This window comes from Longimicrobium sp. (assembly GCA_036387335.1).
Classification (GTDB): Bacteria; Gemmatimonadota; Gemmatimonadetes; order Longimicrobiales; family Longimicrobiaceae; genus Longimicrobium.
Map to the genome: position 1 here is coordinate 1 of DASVTZ010000121.1, position 23146 is coordinate 23146.

Below are 23146 nucleotides of genomic sequence, written 5' to 3' on the forward strand. Positions count from 1 at the left end.
GAGGTGCTGGGCACGATCTTCCTCACGCTCGCCCTGCGCGCGGGCGACCTGTCGCTAGTGCAGCCGCTGCTGGGCCTGCTTCCGCCGCTGGTGATGGCGGGCGGCGTCGTTTTCCTGGACGAGGTGCCCACGCGCGAGGCGGGGCTCGGCGTCGTGCTCGTGACGATGGGGGTGTACTGTGTGGGGCTCGCGCCGGGCGCGTCGCTGCTCCAGCCGCTGCGGGCGCTGGCGCGCGAGCGGGCGAGCTGGTTCGCCGTGGCCTCGGCGTGCTCGTGGAGCCTGGCCACGCTGGTACACAAGATCGGGATCGCGGCGGTCGGACCGTTCCCGTGGGCCGCCACGCTGGCGCTCGGGACGGGCCTGGTGCTGGCCGCGCTCCTCCCCTGGATGGCGTGGAAGGCGCCGGCGGGGACCGGCCTCCCCGTCGCCGGAACGCCGTGGGGGCGGTTCGTGGTGCTCGCGGGGTGCTTCTTCGCGCTGCAGCAGGTCTGCCTCCACCTCGCCTTCCGCGCCACGCAGACGGGCTACGTCATCGCCATCACCTCCACCGGAATCCTGTTCGCGACCGTGCTTGGAATCGTGCTCCTCCGCGAGCGCGCGGCGGCCCGCATGCGGCTGGCCGGCGCGCTCCTCATCAGCGGCGGCGCGATGCTGGTGGCGCTGTTCGGCTGATCGCCTTCTTGAATCGTCCGCGCCGTGCGCCCATCTTCAGTCCCGTTGGTCCACTCCGACCCTCTTCCCTGCATCCACATGGCCGATCGGTACCGCATCGTCGCGAAAGACGGGGCTCTCCACCTGGAGGAGACCGGCTTCTTTGGCAAAGACCTGGGTGAGCTCCACGAGACCTGGGGTGGCAAGCTGGAGACGCGGAACCTCCTGGCGGGCGACTACGTGCTCGAGGACATCTCGGGGCTGTTCTCGTCAGGGCAGAAGTACAAAATTACCCTTCCCGACGGCACCACCGGCACACTCACCAAGGGCACTTTCAGCGACAGCTACGACTTCGAGGCGGATTGAACCACCCATCGGCCGCGTGGAAAAGGAAGCGAGCCCCCAGGGACGTCCCGGGGGCTCGGCGCGGCCGCTTCAGTTGTTCCCCCGGCCTTTCCCGGAGGGGTTGCCAGTGGTGCTCGGCCCGTTGGGCGGGCGGGGCGCCGGGTTCTGCTTCGACATGGAGATCTCCTCGTCATTCCCTCGACGGTTGATCGGCGACAGGTGGAGGGAATTGCGCCTGCCGTCGGTTGTGGCTCGTGCATCAAGTAACGAGCCGAAAGGCGCGCGAGTTTCGCACGTGTGCCGATCGAGTGGCGGCTGCGCACCCTGGCGTCGAAGCGGCGCCCGCTGTACCTGATGGGAGTCCGAATCCAATTTCATCCCCAGAACATCCCCCACGTGAAGCCGACCATCATCACGCGCACACTGCTCGCGCCGGCGCTCATCGCCGCCGCGCTGACCGCCGCTCCGCTGCACGCATCGATGCCGGGCGACACGACACCCAAGGCGCGGCCGGTGGCGCGCCGCACGGGGGAGAGCCCGGAGCTGGCGCGGCGCATGGGGTGGCCGGTCGAGGGGCCGCGCGCGCTTCCCGGCGCTCTCCTGCCGGGCAGGCGGATCGTGTGCTACTACGGCAACCCGGCGTCGCGGCGGATGGGCGCGCTCGGGCAGTATCCCAAGGCCGAGATGCTCCAGCGGCTGCAGCGCGAGGTGGCGCGCTGGAACGCAGCGGACCCGGAGCACCCGGTGAAGCCCTGCCTGCACCTCATCGCGTCGGTAGCGCAGGCGGACGCGGGGCCGTCTGGGCACTACCGCGCCATCGTTCGCGACTCCACCGTGCGGATGGTGCACCAGTGGGCGCGCGAGGTGAACGGCGTGCTGTTCGTGGACCTGCAGATCGGCACGGACAACATCCGCAGCCTGCTGCCGCGCTTCGAGTGGATCCTCCGCAACCCTGACGTGCACCTGGGGCTCGATCCCGAGTTCTACATGAAGAGCGGGCACCGCCCCGGCACGCGCGTGGGCACCATGAGCGCCGCCGACGTGAACTACGCGGCAGGCTTCCTGGCCGACCTGGTGCGCAAGCACAACCTGCCGCCCAAGGTGCTGGTGGTGCACCGCTTCACCCGCCGCATGCTCACCGACGCGCCCTCGATCCGACTGCGCCCGGAGGTGCAGTTCGTGGTGCACATGGACGGCTGGGGCCCTCCCACCCTGAAGCGCGACTCGTACGAGGCGTTCGTGGTGCGGGAGCCGGTGCAGTACACGGGCTTCAAGCTCTTCTACCACAACGACACCAAGCAGGGCCACCCCCTGATGTCCCCGCGCGACCTCCTCCGCCTGGAGCCGAAGCCGCTGTACATCCAGTACCAGTAGGATAGGCTGTACCGGCGGTTGAAACCGCTGCAACAACCGCGGGAAGCCTGCCTTCGCAGGCTCAGTGGGCGGGGTTCGGTGCGGGATGGCGATGCATGCGCGTCGCGGTAGTCGCCGCTGGATGAATCCCCCGGCTGGAACCACGGGAAGACGGCTGAAGCCGGCTCGGGCATCTGGACCCGTGAAGGCGGACTTGCGCGTTTCGAGCAGCGCGTACATTCGCTCTGGACCCGGATCTCGCCCGCGAGTCCGCGAAGGCGGACTTTGTGCTGTTGTTGCTGCGAGTTCACTCGCCACCCCCCACCCATGCGCATCCACCTCGCCCCGCGCCTGAAGAAGACGCTCCGCGCCTTGCTGGCGGCCGGGGCGATGACGGGCTGCGGCGCGCAGGCAGTGACGCCCGCGCTGGCCATCGTCGACGTCGCGCTGATCGACGGCGTGAGCGACACGGTGCGCGCGCACCAGACGGTGATCGTGCGCGACGGCAAGGTCGTGGAGGTGGGGCCCGCCGCGCGGACGGAGGTGCCGCGCGGCGCCCGGCGAATCGACGGGCGCGGGCGGTGGCTGATGCCCGGGCTGTGGGACATGCACGTGCACGCCTTCGCCCACGACTTTCCGAACTTCTCGGCGCCGCTGATGCTGGCGTGGGGCGTCACCGGCGCGCGCGACATGGGCTTCTACGTCGACACCGCGCGCTTCTGGCGCGGCGAGGTGGAGGCGCGGCGCGTCGAGGGGCCGCGCGTGGTCATCGGTGGACGGCTGGACGGTCCGGTCAACCGCGCGCCCTGGGTCGCGCGCGCGGCGACGGACGCGGAAGCGCGCCACGCGGTGGACTCGCTCGCGGAGGCGGGGGCGGACTTCATCAAGGTCTACAGCAACCTGAACCGGGCCGCGTACTTCGGGGCGGCGGACCAGGCGCGCCGCCGCGGGATCGTCATCGCGGGCCACGTGCCGTACCCGGTCTCGATGCTGGAAGCGGTGCGCGCGGGCCAGCGCAGCATCGAGCACGAGGACGACCTCATGCGCGCCTGCAGCCGCGACGATGCCACGCTGCGCCACGAGCTGGCCACGAAGCCCGCCGGCGCGCCGGTATCCGAGGAGCTCGCGGTGATCCGCGACCACGCCCGCCGCATGCGCACGGGCTACGATGCGCCACGCTGCACCGCCGTCCTTTCCGCGATGGCGCGCGCTGGGACGAGGCTCACCCCCACGCTCGTCGTCTATCAGCCCTACCTGGCGCGCACCGACACCGCGGTCATGCACCCGTCCGCGCTGTCACAGGTTCCCCCGCGCCTCCAAGCGGAGTGGCGGAGGCGCCTGGACCGCACGACCGCGGCGGACAGCGGCATCGCCGCGGCGTTCTTCAGCCTGGCGCGCACCGGCGAGGCCCACCGGCTGGGCGTGCGGCTGATGGCGGGGACTGACGCGCCGCTCGCCTTCGTCTATCCCGGCCTGTCCATGCACGACGAGCTGGCCCTCCTTGTGCGCGCCGGCCTGACGCCGATGCAGGCGCTCCGCGCGGCCACCTACGAGCCCGCAGCCTACCTGGGCGCGCTCGACTCGCTCGGCACCGTCCGCCCCGGCCGCGCCGCCGACCTCGTCCTCCTCGACCGCGATCCCATCGCCGACATCCGCAACACCCGCTCGATCTCCGCCGTCATCGCCCGCGGACGCGTGTTGGACCGGGCGGCGCTGCTGCGGCGGGTCACGCGGGCCTCATCCGGGCGGGCCAGGTAGACCATGGTGCACCACTCACTCGCGTCCGCCTTCCCGCTGAAGCATTCTCTAACATCGCTGGAATGATGATCCGATCGTTGCTCTTGCTCATCCTCACCCTCGCCGCGGCGCGGTCCGTTCATGCGCAGGGCACCACGCGCACGGATCCACCCAACTCCGGTGGACTGCGTGCCGCGTACGACCCGCGTCTACTTGCAACCACTGGAGCACGCGCCCCGCTGGGACCGGCCGCCTCCGTCGAGGCGGCGCTCACGCTTCCGGCCCCGGCACGCGGCAGCTACTGGAAGGCGGGAGCGATCGTCGGGGGCGTGCTCGGCGGCGTCGTTGGCGGTGCGGGCGGCTATGCGTTGGACAACATAGAACGGCCAAGTCCGCGTGCTGGCGAGTTCACGTTTATCGGCGCGGCGGGCGGGGCGCTCGCGGGGGCACTGCTCGGCGCGGGCATCGGCGCGCTGATCGGCAAGTAGCGGCTCCTGCATCCGCCGCGGAAGCACGCTGTGACCACGCTCTATTCCGGAGAAACCTGAAATGGTGACCAGGCTTGAGAAACCGCTCAAACGCGAGATCGAGGTGGACGGCACGATCTACGTCGTCACGCTGGAGCCGGACCGCTTGAGGATCACGAAGAAGGGGAAGCGAAAGGGCCTCGAGCTACCCTGGGCGCAGATCCTGAGCGGCGACGCCGGGCTGGCCGCCGCGCTTCAGGCATCCGTCGCGTCGCCGAGCAAGTAGATCGAACCCGCGGCCCCGCTACGAACGGGCCGCGCGGCACTTCGCGCGCGACAGGGTGAACACCACGCCGCCGAGCGCGCCGGCGCATAGATAGAGGGGCAGGACGGCGAGGTCGAAGCGCGTGCCGGTGAGCCCGGCCGCGAACCCGCGCGAGTACGACCGCGGGATGAGGGCGACGGTGTACAGCATCGCGAACGCCCCCAGCATGCCGGCGTCGACGAGGCTCCTCTCGGTCTGCTGGGGATCGCGCCGCCGCCTGCCGCCGAGCAACTGCAGGGCAAAGAGCACGATCAGCAGCAGCTTCACGGCCGGACCGATGTCGTCCGCGCCCTTCCACACCGCCCGCGCGAGCTCCTGCAGCGTCGTCGGACCCGGGCCGGGCCCGAACGCCGCGATCAGCAGGCTCGCGCCGAACACCATCGCCACCCACGCGGCCAGCAGCGCCGTGAGGGTGCATCTCAGCTCACTCCGTTGCACGGTCATCTCGCTACACTCCCGTGGGGGATTGCTCCGCGCACACCTCGCGGACGCAGTCGCGCAGCCAGCGATGCGCCGGATCGGCCCCCATCCGCGGATGCCAGAGCAACGATACGGTGATCTCGGGCGTGGGGAACGGCAGGGGAAAGCTGTGCATCGCCTCGCGCAGCGTGCCTGTGTGCCGCTCGGGGACGCTCGCGATCAGGTCGGATGCGCGTGCCAGCGCCAGCGCGGTCGAAAAGCCGCCGACCGTCGTAACGATCTCCCGCTCCAGCCCCAGCTCCGCGAGCGCTCCATCCACCTGCGCCTGGCTGTGGCCCCTCCGCGACACGCAGACGTGCTTGCCGGAGGTGTAACGAGCGGTCGTGACCTCGCCGCCGCTGAGCGGGTGCCCTGCCCGCACCACGCCGATGAAGCGGTCCTTGAACAGCGCCTGAACACGCAGCTCCGGAGCGGTCGAGTCCTCCACCACGCCCGTCTCCAGGTCGATGGCTCCCTCGCGGAGGGGCGCGCCGTCCTTGTCCGCCTTCTGCACGAAGCGCAGCCGCACGCCGGGCGCCTCCCTGCCGACGCGCGCGATGAGCTGCGGCCCGAAGTTCTCCACGAAGCCCTCGCTCGTCCGCAACGTGAACGTCCGCGCCAGCTTCGACAGGTCCAGCTTCTCCGCGGGGCGCAGAACGGCTTCGGCCTCCTGCACGAGCTGGCCCACGCGCCCGCGCAGCTCCAGCCCCCGGGGCGTGGGCACGAGGCCGCGCCCGGCCCGCACCAGCAGCGGATCGCCCGTCGTCTCGCGCAGCCGCGCCAGCGCACGGCTCATCGCCGACGGGCTGAGCCCCAGCCGCCGTGCCGCGCGCGCGACGCTCCCCTCCGCGAGCAGCACGTCGAGCGTGACGAGCAGGTTGAGGTCGGGTCCCGGCACGCATCACCCTCACGGTTGAATCGTGACATGGCGTCAGACGCACGAATAAAGTGCAACCCGTGCGGCTTCCGCAATGTCCGCGTTCGCCCGAGCTTCCCGGGGTATGTTGAATCCACCGCCTGCCGGAGGGAAGAACGATGCTCCTCACGATGCCGAAGCCCGCGCTCGCGCCCCGCGAAGACGCGAAGGCGAACGCCTCCGTACGCTGGGCGCTCGCGAGCCTCTCGCTGTCGATGCTGCTGTCGTCGCTGGGCACCAGCATCGCCAACGTCGCTCTGCCGACGCTGGCGCAGGCGTTCTCGGCGTCGTTCCAGGAGGTCCAGTGGATCGTCCTCGCCTACCTGCTCGCCATCACCACGCTGATCGTCAGCGTCGGGCGGCTCGGGGATACGATCGGACGCCGCCGCCTGCTGCTGGCCGGCATCGGGTTGTTCACGGATGCGTCGGTGCTGTGCGGCGCCGCGCCGGGCCTGTGGATGCTCATCGCCGCCCGCGCGGCGCAGGGGCTGGGAGCGGCCGTGATGATGGCCCTCACCCTGGCCTTCGTCGGCGAGACGGTGTCGAAGGAGAGGACCGGCAGCGCGATGGGGCTGCTCGGCACGATGTCCGCCATCGGCACCGCGCTCGGCCCGTCGCTGGGCGGCGTGCTGATCGCCGGGCTCGGCTGGCGCGCCATCTTCTTGGTGAAGGTGCCGCTGGGCATCCTCGCCCTCATTCTCGCGCACCGCCATCTCCCCGCCGACCGCCCCGCGCCGCGCGCCGATCGGGCACGCCACGACCACCTCGGCATGCTGCTGCTCGCGCTCACGCTCGCCGCCTACGCGCTGGCGATGACGATGGGACGAGGCCGCTTCGGTCCGCTCAACTTCGCCCTGCTGTCGGGCGCCGTGCTCGGAGCCGCCGTCTTCGTACTCGTCGAGATGAGAGCCGCATCGCCCCTGATCCGGCTGGCGATGCTCCGCAACCGCGTGCTCGGCACCGGCCTCGCGACCAGCGCGCTCGTCTCTACGGTGATGATGGCGACGCTGGTGGTGGGCCCGTTCTATCTGTCGCGGGGGCTCGGGCTGGACGCGGCGCTCGTGGGGCTCGTGCTCTCGGTCGGCCCGCTCGTCGCCGCGCTGACCGCCGCGCCCGCCGGCCGCATGGTGGACCGCCTGGGGGCGCCGCGCCTCACCATCGCCGGGCTCGCCGCCATCGCCTCCGGCGCCGCTGCACTGTCCCTCCTGCCGGGTTTCGGTGTTGCAGGGTACGTCGCGCCCATCGTCGCCATCACCGCCGGCTACGCGCTCTTCCAGACGGCCAACAACACCGCCGTCATGAGCGGTGTTCGCGCGGACCAGCGAGGCGTCGTCTCCGGCATGCTCAACCTGTCGCGCAACCTCGGCCTCATCACCGGCGCATCGGTGATGGGCGCGGTGTTCGCCTACGCATCCTCATCGTCCGACATCACGACCGCCCCTCCCGCCGCCGTCTCCACCGGCATGCGCATCACCTTCGCCGTCGCCGCGATGCTGATCGTCGTCGCGCTCGGCATCGCGGTTCGATCAGCTGTGATCGACAGGCGTTGATCTAGTGACCCATCTCCGCTGATTAGCTAACGAGCGCTTGCGATCTCCTCGACGTATTCGCGGAGGTTCTGAGCCGCTTCCTCTACGTCGTGGGTGGGCAGCCCCACTTCGGCGGCGAGACGGGTAAAGGGCTCGGCCCAGCCTGCCGGCACGACGACCACGGGAGGCCACGGCTGCATCGCGCGACGGCGGAATACATCCTCACATGCCTCGCGCACGTCGACGAGCTTCGTCCCCAGTTCCCGGAGCAGCCAGAGGTCTATCAGGTCGCGGTAGCGCTCGTTCGCCCGCCCGTCTAGTGGCGGCGTGGTCGCCGCGTGGATCTTTTGAGCGATCTGATAACGCGCCGACAGGCAGTGGATGTACTCGGGGCCGTCTATCCCGAGCTCGGACAGATCGGTCGCCGGGACGAGCTCCGCCTCCACGTCCTGGCTGTCACCCGCGGAGACCTCCATCGGCACGGTGGCCCACGGCCTTCCGTGGTACTCCAGACGGATCTCGATCCGCTTCGCCTTGCGCCCCAGATCGCGGATCTCGCCCCGACACATCAGCCGAAAGTCGCCGTACGGCTCAGCCAGGGCACGATCCAGCGCCTCTAGCATTTCACCGAACTCGTCCCGGAACGTGGCATCGAAGTCTTTCGTGGTGCGCGCGCGGAGGCGCAACCGGAGCTCCAGCGCGACTCCGCCCTTTACGATGAACGCCGGTACTCCGCCGGAATCCTTCACCCGCTCCAGCGCGCCGCCCAGTACCATGAACGAGATCCAGCCACGGACTCTCGCCTGTGGGATTCGGTAATGCCGGGCGTACCGCCCCACCATCTGCTCAAGAACGCTCTTGGTCTTCGGCGTCGCGGGGCGCCGCAGGCGCTCGGGCTCAGCCATGTTCGCTCCCAGGCGAGCCGAGACACTCCATGCGGAGTCTCTCGGCCCCGCTCGCGTCGAGAACGCCCTTACGCAACCCGTCCTCGATCGCCTGGCGAATCAACGCCGGACCTAGATGGGCGCGGCAGCAGTCCACGATGGTTCGTTCGGGAGTAGTCACGGGGATTCCATTCACCTGTTCGATGTCGTGGTCGTCGAGGTCCGCGCCGTGGATGGCGTACACCGGTGGAATGGGGCGCGTGATGCGGTAGCTCGCTGGGAGCGTGATGTGGATCTTCGCGGGGTTCACGTCCGAAAGATCGTGCAGCACGAGCGCGCTGTCGTGCGACACCACGCCCTGAGCGCCTCGCGGCCAGAGGCTCGCCTCCATGTACTCGGAGTGCGCCGAGGGGGGAAGCGCGGCCACCCGGTACAACCCGGTGCTCACGTGCTCCAGCGTTCCGCGCTTCGCCATCACGTGCAGGGTTTTTGGCGAGACGTCCAACGCGCGCGCCTGCTCCACCTTGATGTAGCCGAAGTTGTCTACGGCAACTTCGAACACCGCTGAGTACTTTTCTCCGGGCATCGTCACGCGGGGGCTCGAGAAACCGTTCGTCGGATAGCCGAACGATACCTGCCCCGGCGCACAAGGTTCCACGTTTTGTGGAATCCCGTGCTTCCCTCCTCTCTCCTTCAAGCCCCTGATACTGAATACCCCGGATCCACCAGGTGGAACGAAAATCCCCAGGCACCGCCGCAGCGGTGCCTGGGGAAAATGGGCCGGGTGGGACTCGAACCCACGACCTAGCGATTAAAAGTCGCGTGCTCTACCAACTGAGCTACCGGCCCACAAGCGGGGCAATATAACGGCGCGCGGGCGGTGCCTCAACGGGCGCCGAGAAAAGCATCACACAGAGACACAGAGGCAACTTCAAGGGAACAGAGAGAACCCCTTCTGCTTTTCTCTCGGTTTCTCTGTGGCTCTGTGTGAGACATCTGTTCTTTGCTCTCCTGCGCAGGGTCACCGTTTGGTGATGCGCATGCCATTGGGGGCCACACCGTTTGGCGGCGGCGGCTTGGGCGCGCTTCCCTGCCCCGCGCCGGGGCGGCGATCGGGCTGGCGATCGGGTCGGCGGGGCGGCCTGGCATCGCCGCTGCGCATGGAGAGGGCGATGCGCTTGCGCGGCACGTCCACCGAGAGGACGCGCACGGAGACGCGGTCGCCGACGCGGGCGGCGGCGTTGGGGTCCTGCACGTAGCGGTCGGAGAGCTCCGAGACGTGCACGAGGCCGTCCTGGTGCACGCCCACGTCCACGAACGCGCCGAACGCCACCACGTTGGTGACGGTGCCCTGCAGCGTCATCCCCTCGCGCAGGTCCTCGATCTTCTGCACGTCGTCGCGAAAGGCGGGGGCCTCGAAGGCGTCGCGCGGGTCGCGGCCCGGCTTGCGCAGCTCGGCCAGGATGTCCTGCAGCGTAGGCAGGCCGACCCCTTCGCCCACGTAGCGCTCCGGCTGGATGCGCGCGATGGCGCCCTCGTTCCCCACCAGCTCCTTGACGCCCACGCGCAGGTCGCCCGCCATGCGCTCCACCAGTGCATAGCGCTCGGGGTGCACGGCCGAGGCATCGAGCGGATGGTCGCCGCCGCGGACGCGCAGGAAGCCGGCCGCCTGCTCGAAAGTCTTGGGCCCCACGCCGGGCACCTTGAGAAGCTGCGAGCGCGAGCGAAAGGGCCCGGCTTCATCGCGCTGCCTGGCGATGCGTTGCGCCGCCGTCGGGCCGATGCCGGCAACGTAGGAGAGGAGGGCGGGCGACGCGGTGTTGACCTCCACGCCCACGCGGTTCACGCAGCTCTCCACCGTCTCGTCCAGCCGGCGCTTGAGGCGGGTCTGTGACACGTCGTGCTGGTACTGGCCGACCCCGATCGACTTGGGATCGATCTTCACCAGCTCGGCCAGCGGGTCCTGCAGCCGCCGCGCGATGGAGACGGCGGAGCGCAGCGTCAGGTCCAGCTCCGGAAACTCCTCGCGCGCCACGTCGGACGCGGAGTAGACCGACGCGCCGGCCTCGTTTACCATCACCACCACGGGACGCCGCTCGGCGGGGACGTCGCGCAGGGCTTCCCTGACCAGCTTGTCCGTCTCGCGGCTGGCGGTGCCGTTCCCGACAGCGACCAGCTCGACCGAGTGCTGAGCGGCGAGGCGGGCGATCTCGTGGCGGAAGCGGTCCTCCTGGTGCAGGTAGACCACGCCGGTGGCCAGCAGCGCGCCGGTGCGGCTGACGACGGCCAGCTTGCACCCGGTGCGGAAGCCGGGATCGACGCCGAGCACCGAGCGCTCGCCGGCGGGTGACGCGAGGAGCAGCGCCTCCAGGTTCTGCCCGAAGATGGCGATCGCCTCCTCGTCGGCGCGCGTCTTCAGCTCCATCCGCACTTCGACCTCGACCGAGGGGGCCAGGAGGCGGCGGTACGCGTCCTCGACGGCGAGGCGCATCTGCTCGGGGGCGCGGTGGCCGGCGGCGAAGCGGCGCAGCAGGCCGGCGACGATCTCCTCGTCGGGCGCGACGATGCGGGCGGTGAGCACCTCCTCCGCCTCGCCGCGGCGGATGGCGAGGATGCGGTGGCTGGGGAGGAGGCGGACGGGCTGCGAGAAGTCGTAGTAGTCCTGGAATTTGCTCGCCTCGCCCTCCTTGCCGCGCGCCACCCGGCTTTCCATCACCCCTCGCTCGCGCACCAGGTCGCGCACGCGTGCCCGCGCCGCGGCGTCCTCCGCGATGCGCTCCGCCACGATGTCGCGCGCCCCCGCCAGCGCATCGTCGACCGTTTGAACGCCGCGCTCCTCACTCACGAAACCGACCGCGGCTACGGCAAGCTCCGCGTCGGAGGTGCGGCCGGCCCAGAGCAGCTCGGCGAGTGGCGGCAGCCCGCGCTCCGCGGCGATGATGGCGCGGGTGCGTCGCTTCGGCTTGAAGGGGAGGTAGAGGTCTTCGAGCGCCTGCTTCGTCTCCGCGCGCCCGATCGCTATGCGCAATTCGGGGGTCAGCTTTCCCTGCTCGTCGATGGACTTGAGGATGGCGGCGCGGCGCTCGTCCAGCTCGGCCAGGTACTCGTGCCGGTCGCGGATGTCGCGAAGCTGCACCTCGTCCAGCTCGCCGGTCGCCTCCTTTCGGTAACGCGCGACGAAGGGGATCGTGTTGCCGGCGAGGAGAAGCTCCAGGGCGGCGCGGACCTGGGGCGCGCGAAGCCCGAGCTCCGTGGCGATGCGTTCAGCGTACAAAAGAAAGTGCGTGAGTGCGTTAGTGCGTGAGTGCGGAAAAACCAGAAGTGCTGAGTGCTAAGTGCTAGGTGCTAAATACAAAACGCACTTACGCACTCACGTACTAACGCACTTCTGTTCGCTTCACCGCCATTCGCGCCCCGATCGCGGCCGCGATGACCTGAAAGAGGACGGCGCCGGCGGCGGAGGCGGGGGCGACCTTCCATTCGGAGGCGTTCAGCGTCTCGCCCGCGAGCAGGTTGGCGACGAACCACACGGCGACGGAGAAGAGGCCGATGCCCACGGCGTGCAGGATGGGGGCGGCGCGGACGCGGATGCCAGTGAGGTAGCCGCCGGCCAGGAAGCCCACGAAGACGGAGAGGAGCACCCACGCCAGGCCGATCTCGCCCGTGCGCGGCACGATGCCCAGTGCGATGAGGCCGAAGAGGATGGCGGACATCACCGCCACCCCGATGAACCAGCCGAAGGCCACCCACGAAGGACGTACGTTCTGGAGGTGCTCGCTGTGCATGGCCCCGTTCAGGAAAGCGTTGGGTCGAAGTTGACGCGCACCGGCGCGAACGAGGTGCGGTGATGCGGCGTGGGGCCCTGCCGCGCGAGCGCCGCCAGGTGCTCGGCCGTGCCGTACCCCTTGTTGCGCTCCCACCCGTAGCCGGGGTAGCGCCGCGCCAGCCGGTCCATCAGCCGGTCGCGCGTCACCTTGGCCAGGATGGACGCGGCGGCGATGCAGTGCACGCAGCCGTCGCCCTGCACGATGGCGGTGTGCGTCCCCACCCCCAGCTCCGGCACGGGGAGCCCGTCCACCAGCAGGTGGTCCGCGGGAACCGGGAGGCGCGCGATGGCCCGGCTCATCGCCAGCGCCGTCGCCCGGCGGATGTTGATGCGGTCGATCTCCCGCGCCGAAGCCGCGCCGATCCCGAACGCCACGCAGCACTCCGTGATGCGCCCGATCAGCTCCAGCCGCGTGGCCGCCGTGAGCTGCTTGCTGTCCGTGACCCCGGGAATCCAGCACCCCTGCGGCAGGATCACCGCCGCGGCGACCACGGGCCCGGCGAGCGGCCCGCGCCCCACCTCGTCCACCCCCGCCACGAACGACAGCCCGCGCTCCCAGAGCCCGGTCTCGGTGGCGAGCAGCTTCCGCAGCCGGGCCGGCGAAGGACGGCGCGGGCGCTTGGTGGTTGGCACGCGAAGGGAGAGGGTACAGGGTCCGGAGCACAGCCATCAACGGCAGGGACGATACACCCAACCGCCATACCGCACAACCGCACCCCGCCCTCTCCCCCACCGCACCCGAACCGGAATGACGAATGGGACAGCTCTCTCGCGGAGCTGCCCCATTCGCGATTGCGCGCACGGTGCGTGGTCGGACGTGGTGAGATGGGACTTCGCGTGCGTGGGTGACGGCACCGGCGGCGTGTTAGATTGACGCCCATGAGGACGACCGATCCCCATCGCGCCGCCCGCCCAGCGCGAGCGCCAAAACTTTGCGCTGCACCACTCCATCCTGTGGGACATCGACGTTTGACGTTGCGTCTGCGCGACGTACTTCAGTCGGTGAAGTGGAGCGCTTCGCGGTACACGACTCGCCACTCGTGGCAACCTGAAGCACATTCTATCCAGTACTGAAACTTCGTACTCGTTGAGCCGACAGCAGTCATGTGCCGGATCGTAACCGGGACGGTCCAGTATCGTGCTCCCGCACTGTGCGCCAGTCTCGAGCTGTCAGCCATTCGGGGCAGTGAATCGCTTGCGGCGATCTGCCCGATTGCGACACTGTAGAAGGTGCCCTCCCGCGGACATTCCCCAGGCGGCGTATGGGCCACGCCCGGTGGAATCATGCCACCACAGCCGGCGTCGCGAATCGCGTCGGTGCGCGCAATCTCCATCGACCTGAGAACTTTCGCGCGAGCCTCGGCGCCCGCACCCGCAAGCTCGGCGTAGTGCGGCCGAAGCGACTCCGTCCGGTCGTGCAACGGGCGCGGATCAATGCGGAGGTCCTCCCGGTGCAACTCACGAAGTGAGCGCACAACCGCGGTGAAGGCCGCGGAATCGTGGCGCGCGGGCGCTGAGTGCAGGACCGCGATATTCTGAGTGTGAGCGCCAGTGCACCCGGCACTTGCAACGAGAACGGACGCCCCCACGAGGAGGCGGTTGAGCCGACACCAAAGTCTAAGCATCTGTTCATGTCTATACTGGTGAAGTTACAACCCCCCACACGTCCGAGAGTTTGCGGTGTTGTAAGGGTCCTCAGCCCCATTGAAGGTCGTGTGCGGCCTTCCGAGCGAATGCTCAATTTCGTGCACCAGAGTGGATTCTAGATTACGCCCATTGGGGATCGACGGGCTGGATTCACCCGTACTTGACGTGGCGAAATCGTCGACCCACGTGTAGTTGAGGACCACCCCAAACGTTCCGCCGCCATAACCTCCTGCCAGCCCCGTTTGCCACGGGTAGAACTGAAGCTTACCGCCCGCTAGCAGATTGTCCCCAGCCGTGGCGATGTTTGCACAAACTCCGCCTCGGGCTCGAATACGCGCCAACGCATCCCGGACTTTCTGGAGGCGGTCACCCGCCGGGGGTTCTGCGGAGCATACCGCTTTCTCCCACCCCTCAAGGGATGGGTTGCTGCAAGCGGGTGACCGGTCTGGAACATCGTCGTCGGTGCTGAGCGCTGGAACTCCCGAGTACGCGGGCTCGTTGCCACCGCCCCCGCTGCCCCCTCCAGTCCCCCAGTCCCCGCCAGACCCCCCCATCCCTCCGCTCGGCCGCGGAGGGGGCGGCGGCGGTTCACAGTTGCTGCACGGGTCCGTCGGAGGCGCCTCCACGACGAGCGGGTCAAGCGTACACACCCCATCACCTACGCAGCCCTGAATGGTGACCATCTCCTCGCGCGCTTTGAACTGCGCCACACTACCATTCGCTTCGACGCCGAGCCAGCGGTCCACTCGTCGCAGCGCCGATTCCGTGTACGGCACCGTGCAGTCCACCGATACCAGGGGGTACCGTCCGTAGCTTTGCGCCGGTACATGTACTGCACGGTCCGGCCACGCGCGTCAAGGTCGCCGCGTGAGAAATAGAAGGCGTCTCGGCGCGTCTGCCACCCGCTCGGCGCACTCAGCGCGCGGTTACCAACGATGCAGACGGTCGACACGTGACCCAAATCCCGCCCATTGGGTTGTGCAGCGGACACGCCGCGTCCCGGCACGGGTGGGGTGCTGGTAGGCACGTCCTGGCAGGCTGTCGCGAACAGCGTCAGGGCGAAGATGGAAATGGGCCGCAAGCTGAGAGCATGGCGCGGGGGGTTGTTGACGACTTCCATCAAGCGACTCCTTCCATCAAGGTGTAAATGTGGGCCCTCGGACGCGTTCGGTAAAACGGAGGCATCCAAAAAAACGTGACGTCCCCAGCGCAGGAACGATACCGTTCGCGCCATTCATGATGATCTTGATCCAAACACCCGTACTACATGCGTTTGGAGCCGATTCGCCTTTGTCGCGGGCGTGGTGGTAAGCCGATGCACCTTGGTGCGCCTGCTCCAAACAGTGCGCGATACGCGACACCCCAGCCGTTCGCCCGGGGCGCAATGTTGAAGGTGAAGCGCCGACGCGAGGCGGATCGCGCGGGCGGTGAAGCGTGCGTTCCGTGCGGGCGGGTTCGCGGGTGCGGGCGCGGTGCTGGAGGAGGAGATCGACGCCCTCTCTCGTGTGCCGGCCTTCAACTGCATGACGCGGCACCTGCTGGAATCGGCGCTGCGTATCACCAACGGCGCCCGTCGCTACGCCGCCGATGCGGAGGCGCGGGGCGTCGCATCGCCGGCTGGCCTGTCGCGCGCCCTCCTCTCCATGCACCTCACCACCCTCGGCGAGGCCGCGCGCCTGGACCGCCGCGCCGCTCCCCTGCAGGCCGAGGGCATCCCGATCATCTGCCAGGACGTCCCGCCGATCCCGCCGGATGCGCCGGATGCGCCGGATGCGCCGGATGCGCCGATCCCGCCGGGTGCGCCGGATGCGCCGGATGCGCCGGATGCGCCGGATGCGCCGGGTGCGCCATTTCCCCCCCGGCGAATGAATTCGCGGCTACAACAGCACAAAGTCCGCCTGCGCGGACTCGGGCTCTGATGCCCGTTGCGCGAGACCGCTTCAGCGGTCTTCCCGTGGTTCCAGCCGGGGGCTTCAGCCCCCGGCATTCGGCGCCGACATTCGCCCCCGGCGCCCGCGCCGCCCCCGCCCCCTCACCCCTTCACCGGCGCGCCGATGGACCACGCGTGTCCAAACGGGTCGCGGAGCTGGCCGTAGCGGTCGCCCCAGAACTGGTCGGCGAGGGGCATCGTGACGGTGGCGCCTGCCTCGACGGCGCGGTTGAACCAGAGGTCCGCGTCGTCGACGGCGAGGTGCAGGGTCACGCCCTTGGGACCGTCGCCGAGGCCGGCTCCGTATTCGGGGAACTCGTCGGACATCATCACGTCCGCGCCGTTGATCCGCAGGTGGCAGTGCATCAGGCGCTTGCCGTCGCCCGCGTCGTGGCGGCCGAGCTCCTCGGCGGCGAAGGCGCGCTTGTAGAACTCGGCGGCGTCGCTGGCGCCGCGCACGGTGAGGTACGGGGTCACACCGAGGGCCGGGGTGGGGTTCGAGTCAGACATGGTTCTCCGAAATGCTGGACGGGATGGAACCGCGGTTTCAGGGCGGGCTCACGTTGCGGTGCGCGCGCCTGCCGTGCAAGGTCCCCGAAACGCAGAGGCCGCGTCCCGTTGAACGGGGGACGCGGCCTCGGTGCCGTGCAGGGGGCGCGGTGCGCCGGGATCGGGGCGCGGCCGTCGCGCGGGGTGGCGGCGGGGAACAGGGTCATCGAAGAGGCGCGGATGGTCGTCGCGGAAGCCGAGGCGGGTCAGCATCGCGCGGCTGATCCCGATCGTCTCCAGCTCCTCCAGCGTCCAGCCGCCCGCCACGATCTCCGCGATCTGCGCACGCAGCCACACGTCGTCCTGGCCGCCGGTCCCATCGTTCCGCTGTGGCATCGGCCCCCTCCTCTCTCCGCACGGTTCCGCGCTCCCCGTCCCATGCGTACACCTCGCCAGCGTCGCGAGTTGCACCGTCTCAAATCGTACGACGAGCGCACCCGCCCGCGCGTCACGCCAGGATGCGCGGAGGGCCGCCCACGCATCCGCGGGCGGCCCTCCGGCTACCGTCCAAACGCAGCGGCTACTTCACGATGGCATCCACCGAGCCCGTGGTCACCGGGTGGTAGCCGGGGCGGGCGCGCGCGTAGATGCTTCGCGCGAGCGACTGCCCCCAGTCGCCCTGCGCCATCAGCTCGGCGTAGAGCGGGCGCACGAACTTGCGGCGGCCCTGGCTGGTGAGGAACTGCTCCAGCGCGGGGACGGCGGGCTGGTAGCGGTTCCGCACCGCGAGCTGCAGCCAGGCGAAGAGAATCTCCGCGTTCCCCTGCCGCGAGAGGCCAAAGGCGCGGTCCAGGTCGGCGAGCTGGGCGGCGGTGAGCTGCTTGGGAAGAGCGCCCAGGAAGTGCTGCCACTCCTGCGTCGTCCAGCCGCGCGTCTGCAGATGCGACGCGCCCGTGCCGTCCGCGAAGGCCTGCGCCTGCGACGCCACCCGCGCGAAGGCGTTCGACTGCGGAACCACCGCGTTCTGCGGGATGCCGGGCTGGTACGCCCAGCGCTCCACGTCGATGCGGCGCTCCAGCTCCGCGTCGCCGCGGATCAGGTTGGCGCGCAGGTCGGCGAGGAAGCCGGCGGTGGTCATCGGCTTGAAGGCGTTGCGGTCGAAGTACGAGCGCAGGTACGCGTCCCACCGCGCGCGCCCCACCGCCTGCTCGATGGTGCGCAGGAAGGCCGCGCCCTTTTCGTAGGCGATGTTGGTCATCCCCGCATCCGGGTCGCGGCCGGCGAGGTCCAGGTGCAGGCGCGAGTCCGCCGAGGCGGGGCCACCGACCGCGGCGACCTCGTCCTGCAGCTCCTGCCATCCCAGGCTGGCCAGCATGGCGGCGCGCTCGGGGCCGTAGAGCGCCTCCATGATGCGGTTCTCGAAATACGTGGTGAACCCCTCGTTGAGCCAGAAGTCGGCCCAGGTGGCGTTGGTCACCAGGTTGCCGGACCACGAATGCGCCAGCTCGTGCGCCACCAGCGACACCAGCGAGCGGTCGCCCGCCAGGATCGTCGGCGTGGCGAAGGTCAGCCGCGGGTTCTCCATTCCGCCGAAGGGAAAGGAGGGCGGCAGTACCAGCAGGTCGTAGCGCCCCCAGCGGTAGGGGCCGTACAGCCCCTCGGCGGCGGCCACCATCTTCTCCACGTCCGCCAGTTCGTTGGCGGAACGCTCCAGCATCGACGGTTCCGTGTACACGCCCGTGCGCGGGCCGAGGGAGCGGAACGCAAGGTCGCCCACCGCCAGCGCGATCAGGTACGGCGGCACCGGCTTGTCCAGGCGGAAGCGGAAGGCGCGGCCGCCCTCCACGGCCTCACCCCCGGGCGTCAGCATCTCGGCGCTCATCACCGCGCGCAGCTCGCTGGGCACCGTGATGCGCGCGGAGTACGTCTGCCGGATGCCGGGGCTGTCCTGCGTCGGGATCCAGCTTCGCGTGAGGATCGCCTGGCCCTGCGAAAAGAGGTACGGGTGGCGCTTCCCCGCCGTCTGCGCCGGGGTGAGCCACTGGAGCGCGCCGGCCGTGGGCGAGGTCTGGTAGCGCACCACGATGCGCCGCGTCCCCTGCGGCAGCGTCACCTCCAGCGGGCGGCCGAGGATGGTGTCCGCGGTTCCCAGTGTCCACTGCAGCGGCGCGCCGGCGGCGTTGGTCACCGCCTGGATGGTGAGGTCTTTCGTATCCAGCACGATCCGCCTGGCGCCCGACGCGGCCTGCACGTCCAGCGCGGCGGTGCCGGCCAGCCGCTTCGCCGCGAAGTCCGCGCGCAGGTCGAGCTCCACGTTCGTCACCCGCGCCTCTTCAGGACGGGCGAAGGAGTGGATGTCACGCGCATCGGTTGCCATCGTCGCGGTCGCGGGTGCGGGATTGGCGGCAGGTGCGACCGCGGCGGGGGCGCAGGCCGCGAGCGCGCCGATGCAGGCGAGTGCGGCTCGGTTCATCAGGTGCATCCGTACGTTCCGTCGTTCGGGAATGTTCGGGCGGGCGCAACGCCACCGCCCTGTCGAGACGCGATCGTACACCGCAGCGCGCGCGGGGATGCGCCGCGGATGGAAAAAGCGCGGGGTGCCGCGTCTGCGGCACCCCGTGCGGGCTCGGATCAGCGGGTACGCTTCCGTGCTTCGCGCTTCGCTTCCAGCTTGATGAGCTGCAGGCAGACGAGGTACACCAGGCCGGTGATGGCGAGGAACACCCCGCCGCGCCAGAGTACTGCGAACATGGTCAGGTACGGTTCGGGTGGACGGTTTGCGCGGCCAATCTACGATGCCCGCGCGCCGCGTGCCAGCACTACGCGCGCCGCATTCCGGGGCCGTGTTGCGTCCGTCTCACCCCGCGGGAATCAGGAGGCGGCGGAGCCATTCATCTACTTCCCGCATCTTCGCCGCATTGATGACGACGGCCAGTTTGCGGATCAGACGCTCGCTCACGTCGACCGTGACGATCTGATCAGTTTCGATCCAATGAGGCTCCGCTTTCCATCCGGAGTCCGTAACGCGGAGGTCTCCGGGTGACATACCTGGACGCCATGCGAAGTTCGGTCGTTCGGTCGTGGTGATGGGGCAGACGATGACCGTGCCGAAGCGCGATCGATTCAATCCGTCTGTGGACACGATCAGGCAGGGCCGGACCCCCTTTTGCTCGCGGCCCTTTCTGGGATTCAGGTTGACCTCCCAGATCTCTCCCCGGAGTGCAACGATGCCGCTCACAGCAACGAGTCTCCGGCGCGGGCCTCCAGCCAATCTTCACGCTCCTGCCGGATCTCCGCCTGCTCTTCGGCGGAGAGAGCATCCCAAGCTTTGTTGAACATCTGGAGCATCTTCTCCTCCTCTTCGCGAACCCGCTCGCGCTCGAGGACCTGGCGAACGTATCCGGGTTTCGCACGTTTTCCTCCGGCGCGCGCTTCGATCCACTGGTCGAGCTCCGCCGGAAGCCGAAGATTGATCTGCGCTTCCTTCGTTCCCATTGTGTCCCCCATTGTTACTAGCTGATTCAACAATGGTAGCGAGCAAGATGCCAAATAGCAAGCGGAGAACGTCTCGCCGAGCTAGCGCTGGATTATGAGTAAGCGTGATCCCGCCCCTCCGTCCTCCCGACGCGCTCAGGAATGGCCGGTCCGGAGGACAGCGCGACGGCATGCGATGCGGGGAATTCGGGCGTTGGGTGAGGATGCAACTGATTGTGGTTGAACGAGATGGAATGCGCGCGGCACGGGCGGCGTGGCGCGGTTTGGCGTTTGCCTTGTGGATGGATGGAAGAGATGCCGGGCGACCCGTGGGAACCACGACCCGCATCTCGCTACCATCCAACGCAGCAGAGGTACTCATGATTCGCAAAGCAGCGCTGGCCCTGTCGTCGCTCGCCATCGCGGGCCTTCTCGCCCTCAGCCCGAGCGGGGCGGAGGCACAGACCACCATCACCTGCGAGAGCAGGGGGCACGACCGCGCCTACTGCGCCGCGGACACCCGCGGCGGCGTGCGCCTGGTTCGCCAGCTCAGCGATGCGCGCTGCGAGAGCGGGCGAAGCTGGGGCGCGGACCGGAGCGGGATCTGGGTGTCGCAGGGGTGCCGGGGGCAGTTCGCGGTCGGGAGCACGTACGGAGGCGGGCAGTGGGGTGGCAGCGGCCGCGGCGACGGACGGTACGGCGATCGCGACGGACGCTACGGCGGGCGTGACGGACGCTACGATGGACGTGATCGACGCTACGACGACCGTGACAACCGCTACGACCACCGCTCGCGCCGCGCCATGGAGGAGCGGGCGGAGCGCGTCTGCCGGGCCGCGGTGGGCGAGCGGCTCCGCAACATCCGCCGCAGCGACGTACGCGCCGACTACCGCGGCAGGGACCGCGCCGGCAACCTCGTGGTGCGCTGGGACGCCAACCGCGTCGACGGAAGCTGCATCGTGAGCACCGGCGGCCGCGTGCTCGACATCCGCTACGACCGGCGCCGATAGAAGCTCAGGACCCGTTCGAAAAGGCCGTCCCGCACCACGCGGGGCGGCCTTTCGCTTTTCACCATGCCGCGCGCTTGCCGGAAGAGCGCGAGTGCTTTATCTTTCCAGCCGGATGAACGGATAGAGATGAGCACCGCGACCCCCGCGATCTTCGATCGCATGTCGGCGCTGGCCGATACGACGCGCAGCCGCATCCTGCTCCTGCTGGAGCGGCACGAGCTGACGGTGGGGGAGGCGTGCGCGGTGCTCCAGCTTCCGCAGTCCACGGTGAGCCGGCACCTCAAGCTGCTGGCGGACGACGGGTGGGTCAGCTCGCGCGCCGAGGGGACGAGCCGCCGCTACCGGATGGCCGCGGACGCGCTGGACCCCTCCGCACTCGGGCTCTGGCGGATGGTGCGCGACCAGGTGGCCACCCTGCCCGCCGCGGAGCACGACGCGGGGCGCCTGCGCAGCGTGCTCGCCCAGCGCACCACGACGTCGCGCGCCTTCTTCTCCACCTCCGCGGGGCAGTGGGACCGCCTGCGCGCCGAGCTCTTCGGCGAGCGCACGGACCTGGTGGGGCTCTTCGCCCTGCTGGCCGACGGGTGGACGGTGGGGGACCTGGGGTGCGGCACCGGGCGGCTGTCCGAGGCGCTGGCTCCGTTCGTGGAGCGGGTGGTGGCGGTGGATGCGTCCGCGGCGATGCTGGAGGCCGCGCGCGCCCGGCTGGCCCCCGCGGAAAACGTGGAGGTGCGCGCCGGCGAGCTGGAGTCGCTCCCGGTCGCGGACGGCGAGCTGGATGCCGCGGTTGCGTCGCTCGTCCTCCACTACCTGGCCGAGCCCGAGGCCGCGCTGGCCGAAGCCTTTCGCGCGCTGCGCCCCGGCGGCAGGCTCGCCGTGGTGGACATGATGCCCCACGACCGCGAGGAGTTCCGCCACACCATGGGGCACGTGTGGCAGGGCTTCGGCGCGGAGCAGATGGCGCGCTGGCTGGGCGCGGCCGGCTTCGAATCGCCGCGCTACGTGCCGCTCCCCGCCGATCCATCGGCAAAGGGGCCCTCGCTCTTCGCCGCGTCCGCGCGGAAGCCGGAATGCGGGAAATAAAGTGCTAAGTCCTAAGTCCGGAACAGCAACTACTTAGCACTTAGCACTTAGCACTTAGCACTTAGCACTGTCTTTTTTCACCCGTGCAGTTCGCCGTACCCACCAACCAGGAGAACACCGTGAGCGCAGTCGCCGAGATGGTCCACCCCTTCGCCGCCGCGCAGGAAGCCGGCCGCGAGCCCTTCAAGGTCCGCGACCTGTCGCTGGCCGAGTTCGGGCGCAACGAGATCCGCCTGGCCGAGTTCGAGATGCCGGGGCTGATGGCGCTCCGCAAGGAGTACGAGGGGCAGAGCCCGCTGGCCGGCGCCCGGATCATGGGGTCGCTGCACATGACGGTGCAGACCGCAGTGCTCATCGAGACGCTGGTGGAGCTGGGCGCCGACGTGCGCTGGGTCTCCTGCAACATCTTCAGCACCCAGGACCACGCGGCCGCGGCCGTCGTCGTCGGCAAGAACGGCACGGTCGAGAACCCGCAGGGCGTGCCCGTCTTCGCCTGGAAGGGCGAGACGCTGGAGGAGTACTGGTGGTGCACCGAGGCCGCGCTGATGTGGCCCGACGGCGGCGGCCCCAACCTGATCCTGGACGACGGCGGCGACGCCACCCTCCTGGTTCACAAGGGCGTGGAGTACGAGAAGACGGGCGTGGTGCCCGCCTTCAACGAGGAGAACGAGGCGGAGGAGTGGGGCGTCATCCTGGGGCTGCTGCGCCAGGAGATCGCCAAGGACCCGCAGCGCTGGACGCGCGTGGCCGCCGACCTGCGCGGCGTGAGCGAGGAGACGACCACGGGCGTGCACCGCCTCTACCAGATGATGGAAGCGGGCGAGCTGCTCTTTCCGGCGATCAACGTCAACGACTCGGTCACCAAGAGCAAGTTCGACAACCTGTACGGCTGCCGCCACTCGCTCACCGACGGCATCCTGCGCGCGTCGGACGTGATGCTGGCCGGCAAGGTCGCCGTGATCTTTGGCTACGGCGACGTGGGCAAGGGGTGCGCGCAGGCGCTGCGCGGCCAGGGCGCCCG

23 protein-coding genes and 1 tRNA gene are annotated in these 23146 nt (G+C 69.5%); 11 read left to right on the top strand and 13 right to left on the bottom strand.

Going from position 1 to position 23146, the window contains the following annotated elements:
* The 6 genes from VF647_11395 to VF647_11420 all read left to right on the top strand — a co-directional run.
* Window positions 1-672: EamA family transporter (locus VF647_11395; GenBank protein ID HEX8452694.1), on the top strand; the 672-nt coding region annotated here is incomplete at its 5' end.
* Between the two features lie 78 nt (window positions 673-750).
* A complete protein-coding gene (locus tag VF647_11400; GenBank protein HEX8452695.1) occupies window positions 751-1017 on the top strand; it encodes a hypothetical protein in 267 nt (88 codons plus the stop codon).
* Window positions 1018-1293: 276 nt separating this feature from the next.
* Window positions 1294-2370 (top strand): hypothetical protein, encoded by a 1077-nt coding sequence (locus VF647_11405; GenBank protein ID HEX8452696.1) that lies wholly within the window; start codon window positions 1294-1296, stop codon window positions 2368-2370.
* 306 nt (window positions 2371-2676) lie between these two features.
* Window positions 2677-4107: an amidohydrolase family protein gene (locus VF647_11410; protein HEX8452697.1), complete on the top strand. Its 1431-nt coding sequence runs from the start codon at window positions 2677-2679 to the stop codon at window positions 4105-4107.
* Window positions 4108-4172: 65 nt separating this feature from the next.
* A complete protein-coding gene (locus VF647_11415; GenBank protein ID HEX8452698.1) occupies window positions 4173-4574 on the top strand; it encodes a hypothetical protein in 402 nt (133 codons plus the stop codon).
* Between the two features lie 61 nt (window positions 4575-4635).
* Window positions 4636-4839, top strand: coding sequence for a hypothetical protein (locus tag VF647_11420; protein HEX8452699.1), 204 nt, complete (start codon window positions 4636-4638; stop codon window positions 4837-4839).
* Window positions 4840-4857: 18 nt separating this feature from the next.
* Here the strand turns inward: VF647_11420 and VF647_11425 are convergent, their stop codons facing one another.
* Complete coding sequence (locus VF647_11425; GenBank protein ID HEX8452700.1) at window positions 4858-5322, bottom strand: hypothetical protein; 465 nt, start codon at window positions 5320-5322, stop codon at window positions 4858-4860.
* A 4-nt stretch (window positions 5323-5326) separates the two neighbouring features.
* Entirely contained in the window at window positions 5327-6235 is a 909-nt protein-coding gene (locus VF647_11430; GenBank protein HEX8452701.1) for a LysR family transcriptional regulator, read from the bottom strand.
* 137 nt (window positions 6236-6372) lie between these two features.
* Here VF647_11430 and VF647_11435 point away from each other — a divergent pair, with 137 nt between their 5' ends.
* Complete coding sequence (locus tag VF647_11435) at window positions 6373-7803, top strand: MFS transporter (GenBank protein HEX8452702.1); 1431 nt, start codon at window positions 6373-6375, stop codon at window positions 7801-7803.
* Between the two features lie 26 nt (window positions 7804-7829).
* On the opposite strand, the gene VF647_11440 is transcribed toward VF647_11435, so the two are convergent.
* From VF647_11440 to VF647_11465, 6 genes are all read right to left on the bottom strand, one after another.
* Window positions 7830-8687, bottom strand: a complete 858-nt coding sequence (locus VF647_11440; protein ID HEX8452703.1) for a nucleotidyl transferase AbiEii/AbiGii toxin family protein — start codon at window positions 8685-8687, stop codon at window positions 7830-7832.
* Entirely contained in the window at window positions 8680-9252 is a 573-nt protein-coding gene (locus VF647_11445) for a hypothetical protein (GenBank protein ID HEX8452704.1), read from the bottom strand. Before VF647_11445 ends, VF647_11440 begins: the two co-directional genes overlap by 8 nt.
* 190 nt (window positions 9253-9442) lie before the next feature.
* Window positions 9443-9515, bottom strand: a tRNA-Lys gene (locus VF647_11450).
* A gap of 172 nt (window positions 9516-9687) precedes the next feature.
* A complete protein-coding gene (locus VF647_11455) occupies window positions 9688-11940 on the bottom strand; it encodes a Tex family protein (protein ID HEX8452705.1) in 2253 nt (750 codons plus the stop codon).
* A gap of 103 nt (window positions 11941-12043) precedes the next feature.
* A complete protein-coding gene (locus VF647_11460) occupies window positions 12044-12451 on the bottom strand; it encodes a hypothetical protein (protein ID HEX8452706.1) in 408 nt (135 codons plus the stop codon).
* 8 nt (window positions 12452-12459) lie between these two features.
* Window positions 12460-13125 (bottom strand): ribonuclease HII, encoded by a 666-nt coding sequence (locus tag VF647_11465; protein ID HEX8452707.1) that lies wholly within the window; start codon window positions 13123-13125, stop codon window positions 12460-12462.
* Window positions 13126-15566: 2441 nt separating this feature from the next.
* On the opposite strand from VF647_11465, the gene VF647_11470 reads away from it, so the two are divergent.
* Window positions 15567-16058, top strand: a complete 492-nt coding sequence (locus tag VF647_11470; protein ID HEX8452708.1) for a hypothetical protein — start codon at window positions 15567-15569, stop codon at window positions 16056-16058.
* Window positions 16059-16171: 113 nt separating this feature from the next.
* Here the strand turns inward: VF647_11470 and VF647_11475 are convergent, their stop codons facing one another.
* The 5 genes from VF647_11475 to VF647_11495 all read right to left on the bottom strand — a co-directional run bounded on the left by VF647_11475 (window position 16172) and on the right by VF647_11495 (window position 20053).
* On the bottom strand, window positions 16172-16579 hold the full coding sequence (locus VF647_11475; GenBank protein HEX8452709.1) for a VOC family protein: 408 nt from the start codon (window positions 16577-16579) through the stop codon (window positions 16172-16174).
* 48 nt (window positions 16580-16627) lie between these two features.
* Window positions 16628-16954, bottom strand: coding sequence for a hypothetical protein (locus VF647_11480; GenBank protein HEX8452710.1), 327 nt, complete (start codon window positions 16952-16954; stop codon window positions 16628-16630).
* Between the two features lie 184 nt (window positions 16955-17138).
* Window positions 17139-19031 (bottom strand): M1 family metallopeptidase, encoded by a 1893-nt coding sequence (locus VF647_11485; GenBank protein HEX8452711.1) that lies wholly within the window; start codon window positions 19029-19031, stop codon window positions 17139-17141.
* 384 nt (window positions 19032-19415) lie between these two features.
* Window positions 19416-19796 carry a type II toxin-antitoxin system PemK/MazF family toxin gene (locus VF647_11490; protein HEX8452712.1) on the bottom strand — a complete coding sequence of 127 codons (381 nt, stop codon included), beginning with the start codon at window positions 19794-19796 and terminating at the stop codon, window positions 19416-19418.
* A complete protein-coding gene (locus tag VF647_11495) occupies window positions 19793-20053 on the bottom strand; it encodes a hypothetical protein (GenBank protein ID HEX8452713.1) in 261 nt (86 codons plus the stop codon). Before VF647_11495 ends, VF647_11490 begins: the two co-directional genes overlap by 4 nt.
* Window positions 20054-20412: 359 nt before the next feature.
* Here VF647_11495 and VF647_11500 point away from each other — a divergent pair, with 359 nt between their 5' ends.
* From VF647_11500 to VF647_11510, 3 genes are all read left to right on the top strand, one after another.
* On the top strand, window positions 20413-21042 hold the full coding sequence (locus tag VF647_11500) for a DUF3011 domain-containing protein (protein ID HEX8452714.1): 630 nt from the start codon (window positions 20413-20415) through the stop codon (window positions 21040-21042).
* 126 nt (window positions 21043-21168) lie between these two features.
* The gene (locus VF647_11505) at window positions 21169-22125 is read left to right on the top strand and encodes a metalloregulator ArsR/SmtB family transcription factor (GenBank protein ID HEX8452715.1); all 957 of its coding nucleotides are present in this window, start codon (window positions 21169-21171) and stop codon (window positions 22123-22125) included.
* Between the two features lie 119 nt (window positions 22126-22244).
* A partial coding sequence (locus tag VF647_11510; protein ID HEX8452716.1) for an adenosylhomocysteinase occupies window positions 22245-23146 on the top strand: 902 nt, incomplete at its 3' end.

Coding starts and splice junctions, on each gene's coding strand:
- VF647_11400 (HEX8452695.1), top strand. CDS start 751: ATGGCCGATCGGTACCGCATCGTCGCGAAAGACGGGGCTCTCCACCTG.
- VF647_11410 (HEX8452697.1), top strand. CDS start 2,677: ATGCGCATCCACCTCGCCCCGCGCCTGAAGAAGACGCTCCGCGCCTTG.
- VF647_11415 (HEX8452698.1), top strand. CDS start 4,173: ATGATCCGATCGTTGCTCTTGCTCATCCTCACCCTCGCCGCGGCGCGG.
- VF647_11420 (HEX8452699.1), top strand. CDS start 4,636: ATGGTGACCAGGCTTGAGAAACCGCTCAAACGCGAGATCGAGGTGGAC.
- VF647_11425 (HEX8452700.1), bottom strand. CDS start 5,322: ATGACCGTGCAACGGAGTGAGCTGAGATGCACCCTCACGGCGCTGCTG.
- VF647_11435 (HEX8452702.1), top strand. CDS start 6,373: ATGCTCCTCACGATGCCGAAGCCCGCGCTCGCGCCCCGCGAAGACGCG.
- VF647_11440 (HEX8452703.1), bottom strand. CDS start 8,687: ATGGCTGAGCCCGAGCGCCTGCGGCGCCCCGCGACGCCGAAGACCAAG.
- VF647_11445 (HEX8452704.1), bottom strand. CDS start 9,252: ATGCCCGGAGAAAAGTACTCAGCGGTGTTCGAAGTTGCCGTAGACAAC.
- VF647_11460 (HEX8452706.1), bottom strand. CDS start 12,451: ATGCACAGCGAGCACCTCCAGAACGTACGTCCTTCGTGGGTGGCCTTC.
- VF647_11475 (HEX8452709.1), bottom strand. CDS start 16,579: ATGTCTGACTCGAACCCCACCCCGGCCCTCGGTGTGACCCCGTACCTC.
- VF647_11480 (HEX8452710.1), bottom strand. CDS start 16,954: ATGCCACAGCGGAACGATGGGACCGGCGGCCAGGACGACGTGTGGCTG.
- VF647_11485 (HEX8452711.1), bottom strand. CDS start 19,031: ATGAACCGAGCCGCACTCGCCTGCATCGGCGCGCTCGCGGCCTGCGCC.
- VF647_11495 (HEX8452713.1), bottom strand. CDS start 20,053: ATGGGAACGAAGGAAGCGCAGATCAATCTTCGGCTTCCGGCGGAGCTC.
- VF647_11500 (HEX8452714.1), top strand. CDS start 20,413: ATGATTCGCAAAGCAGCGCTGGCCCTGTCGTCGCTCGCCATCGCGGGC.
- VF647_11505 (HEX8452715.1), top strand. CDS start 21,169: ATGAGCACCGCGACCCCCGCGATCTTCGATCGCATGTCGGCGCTGGCC.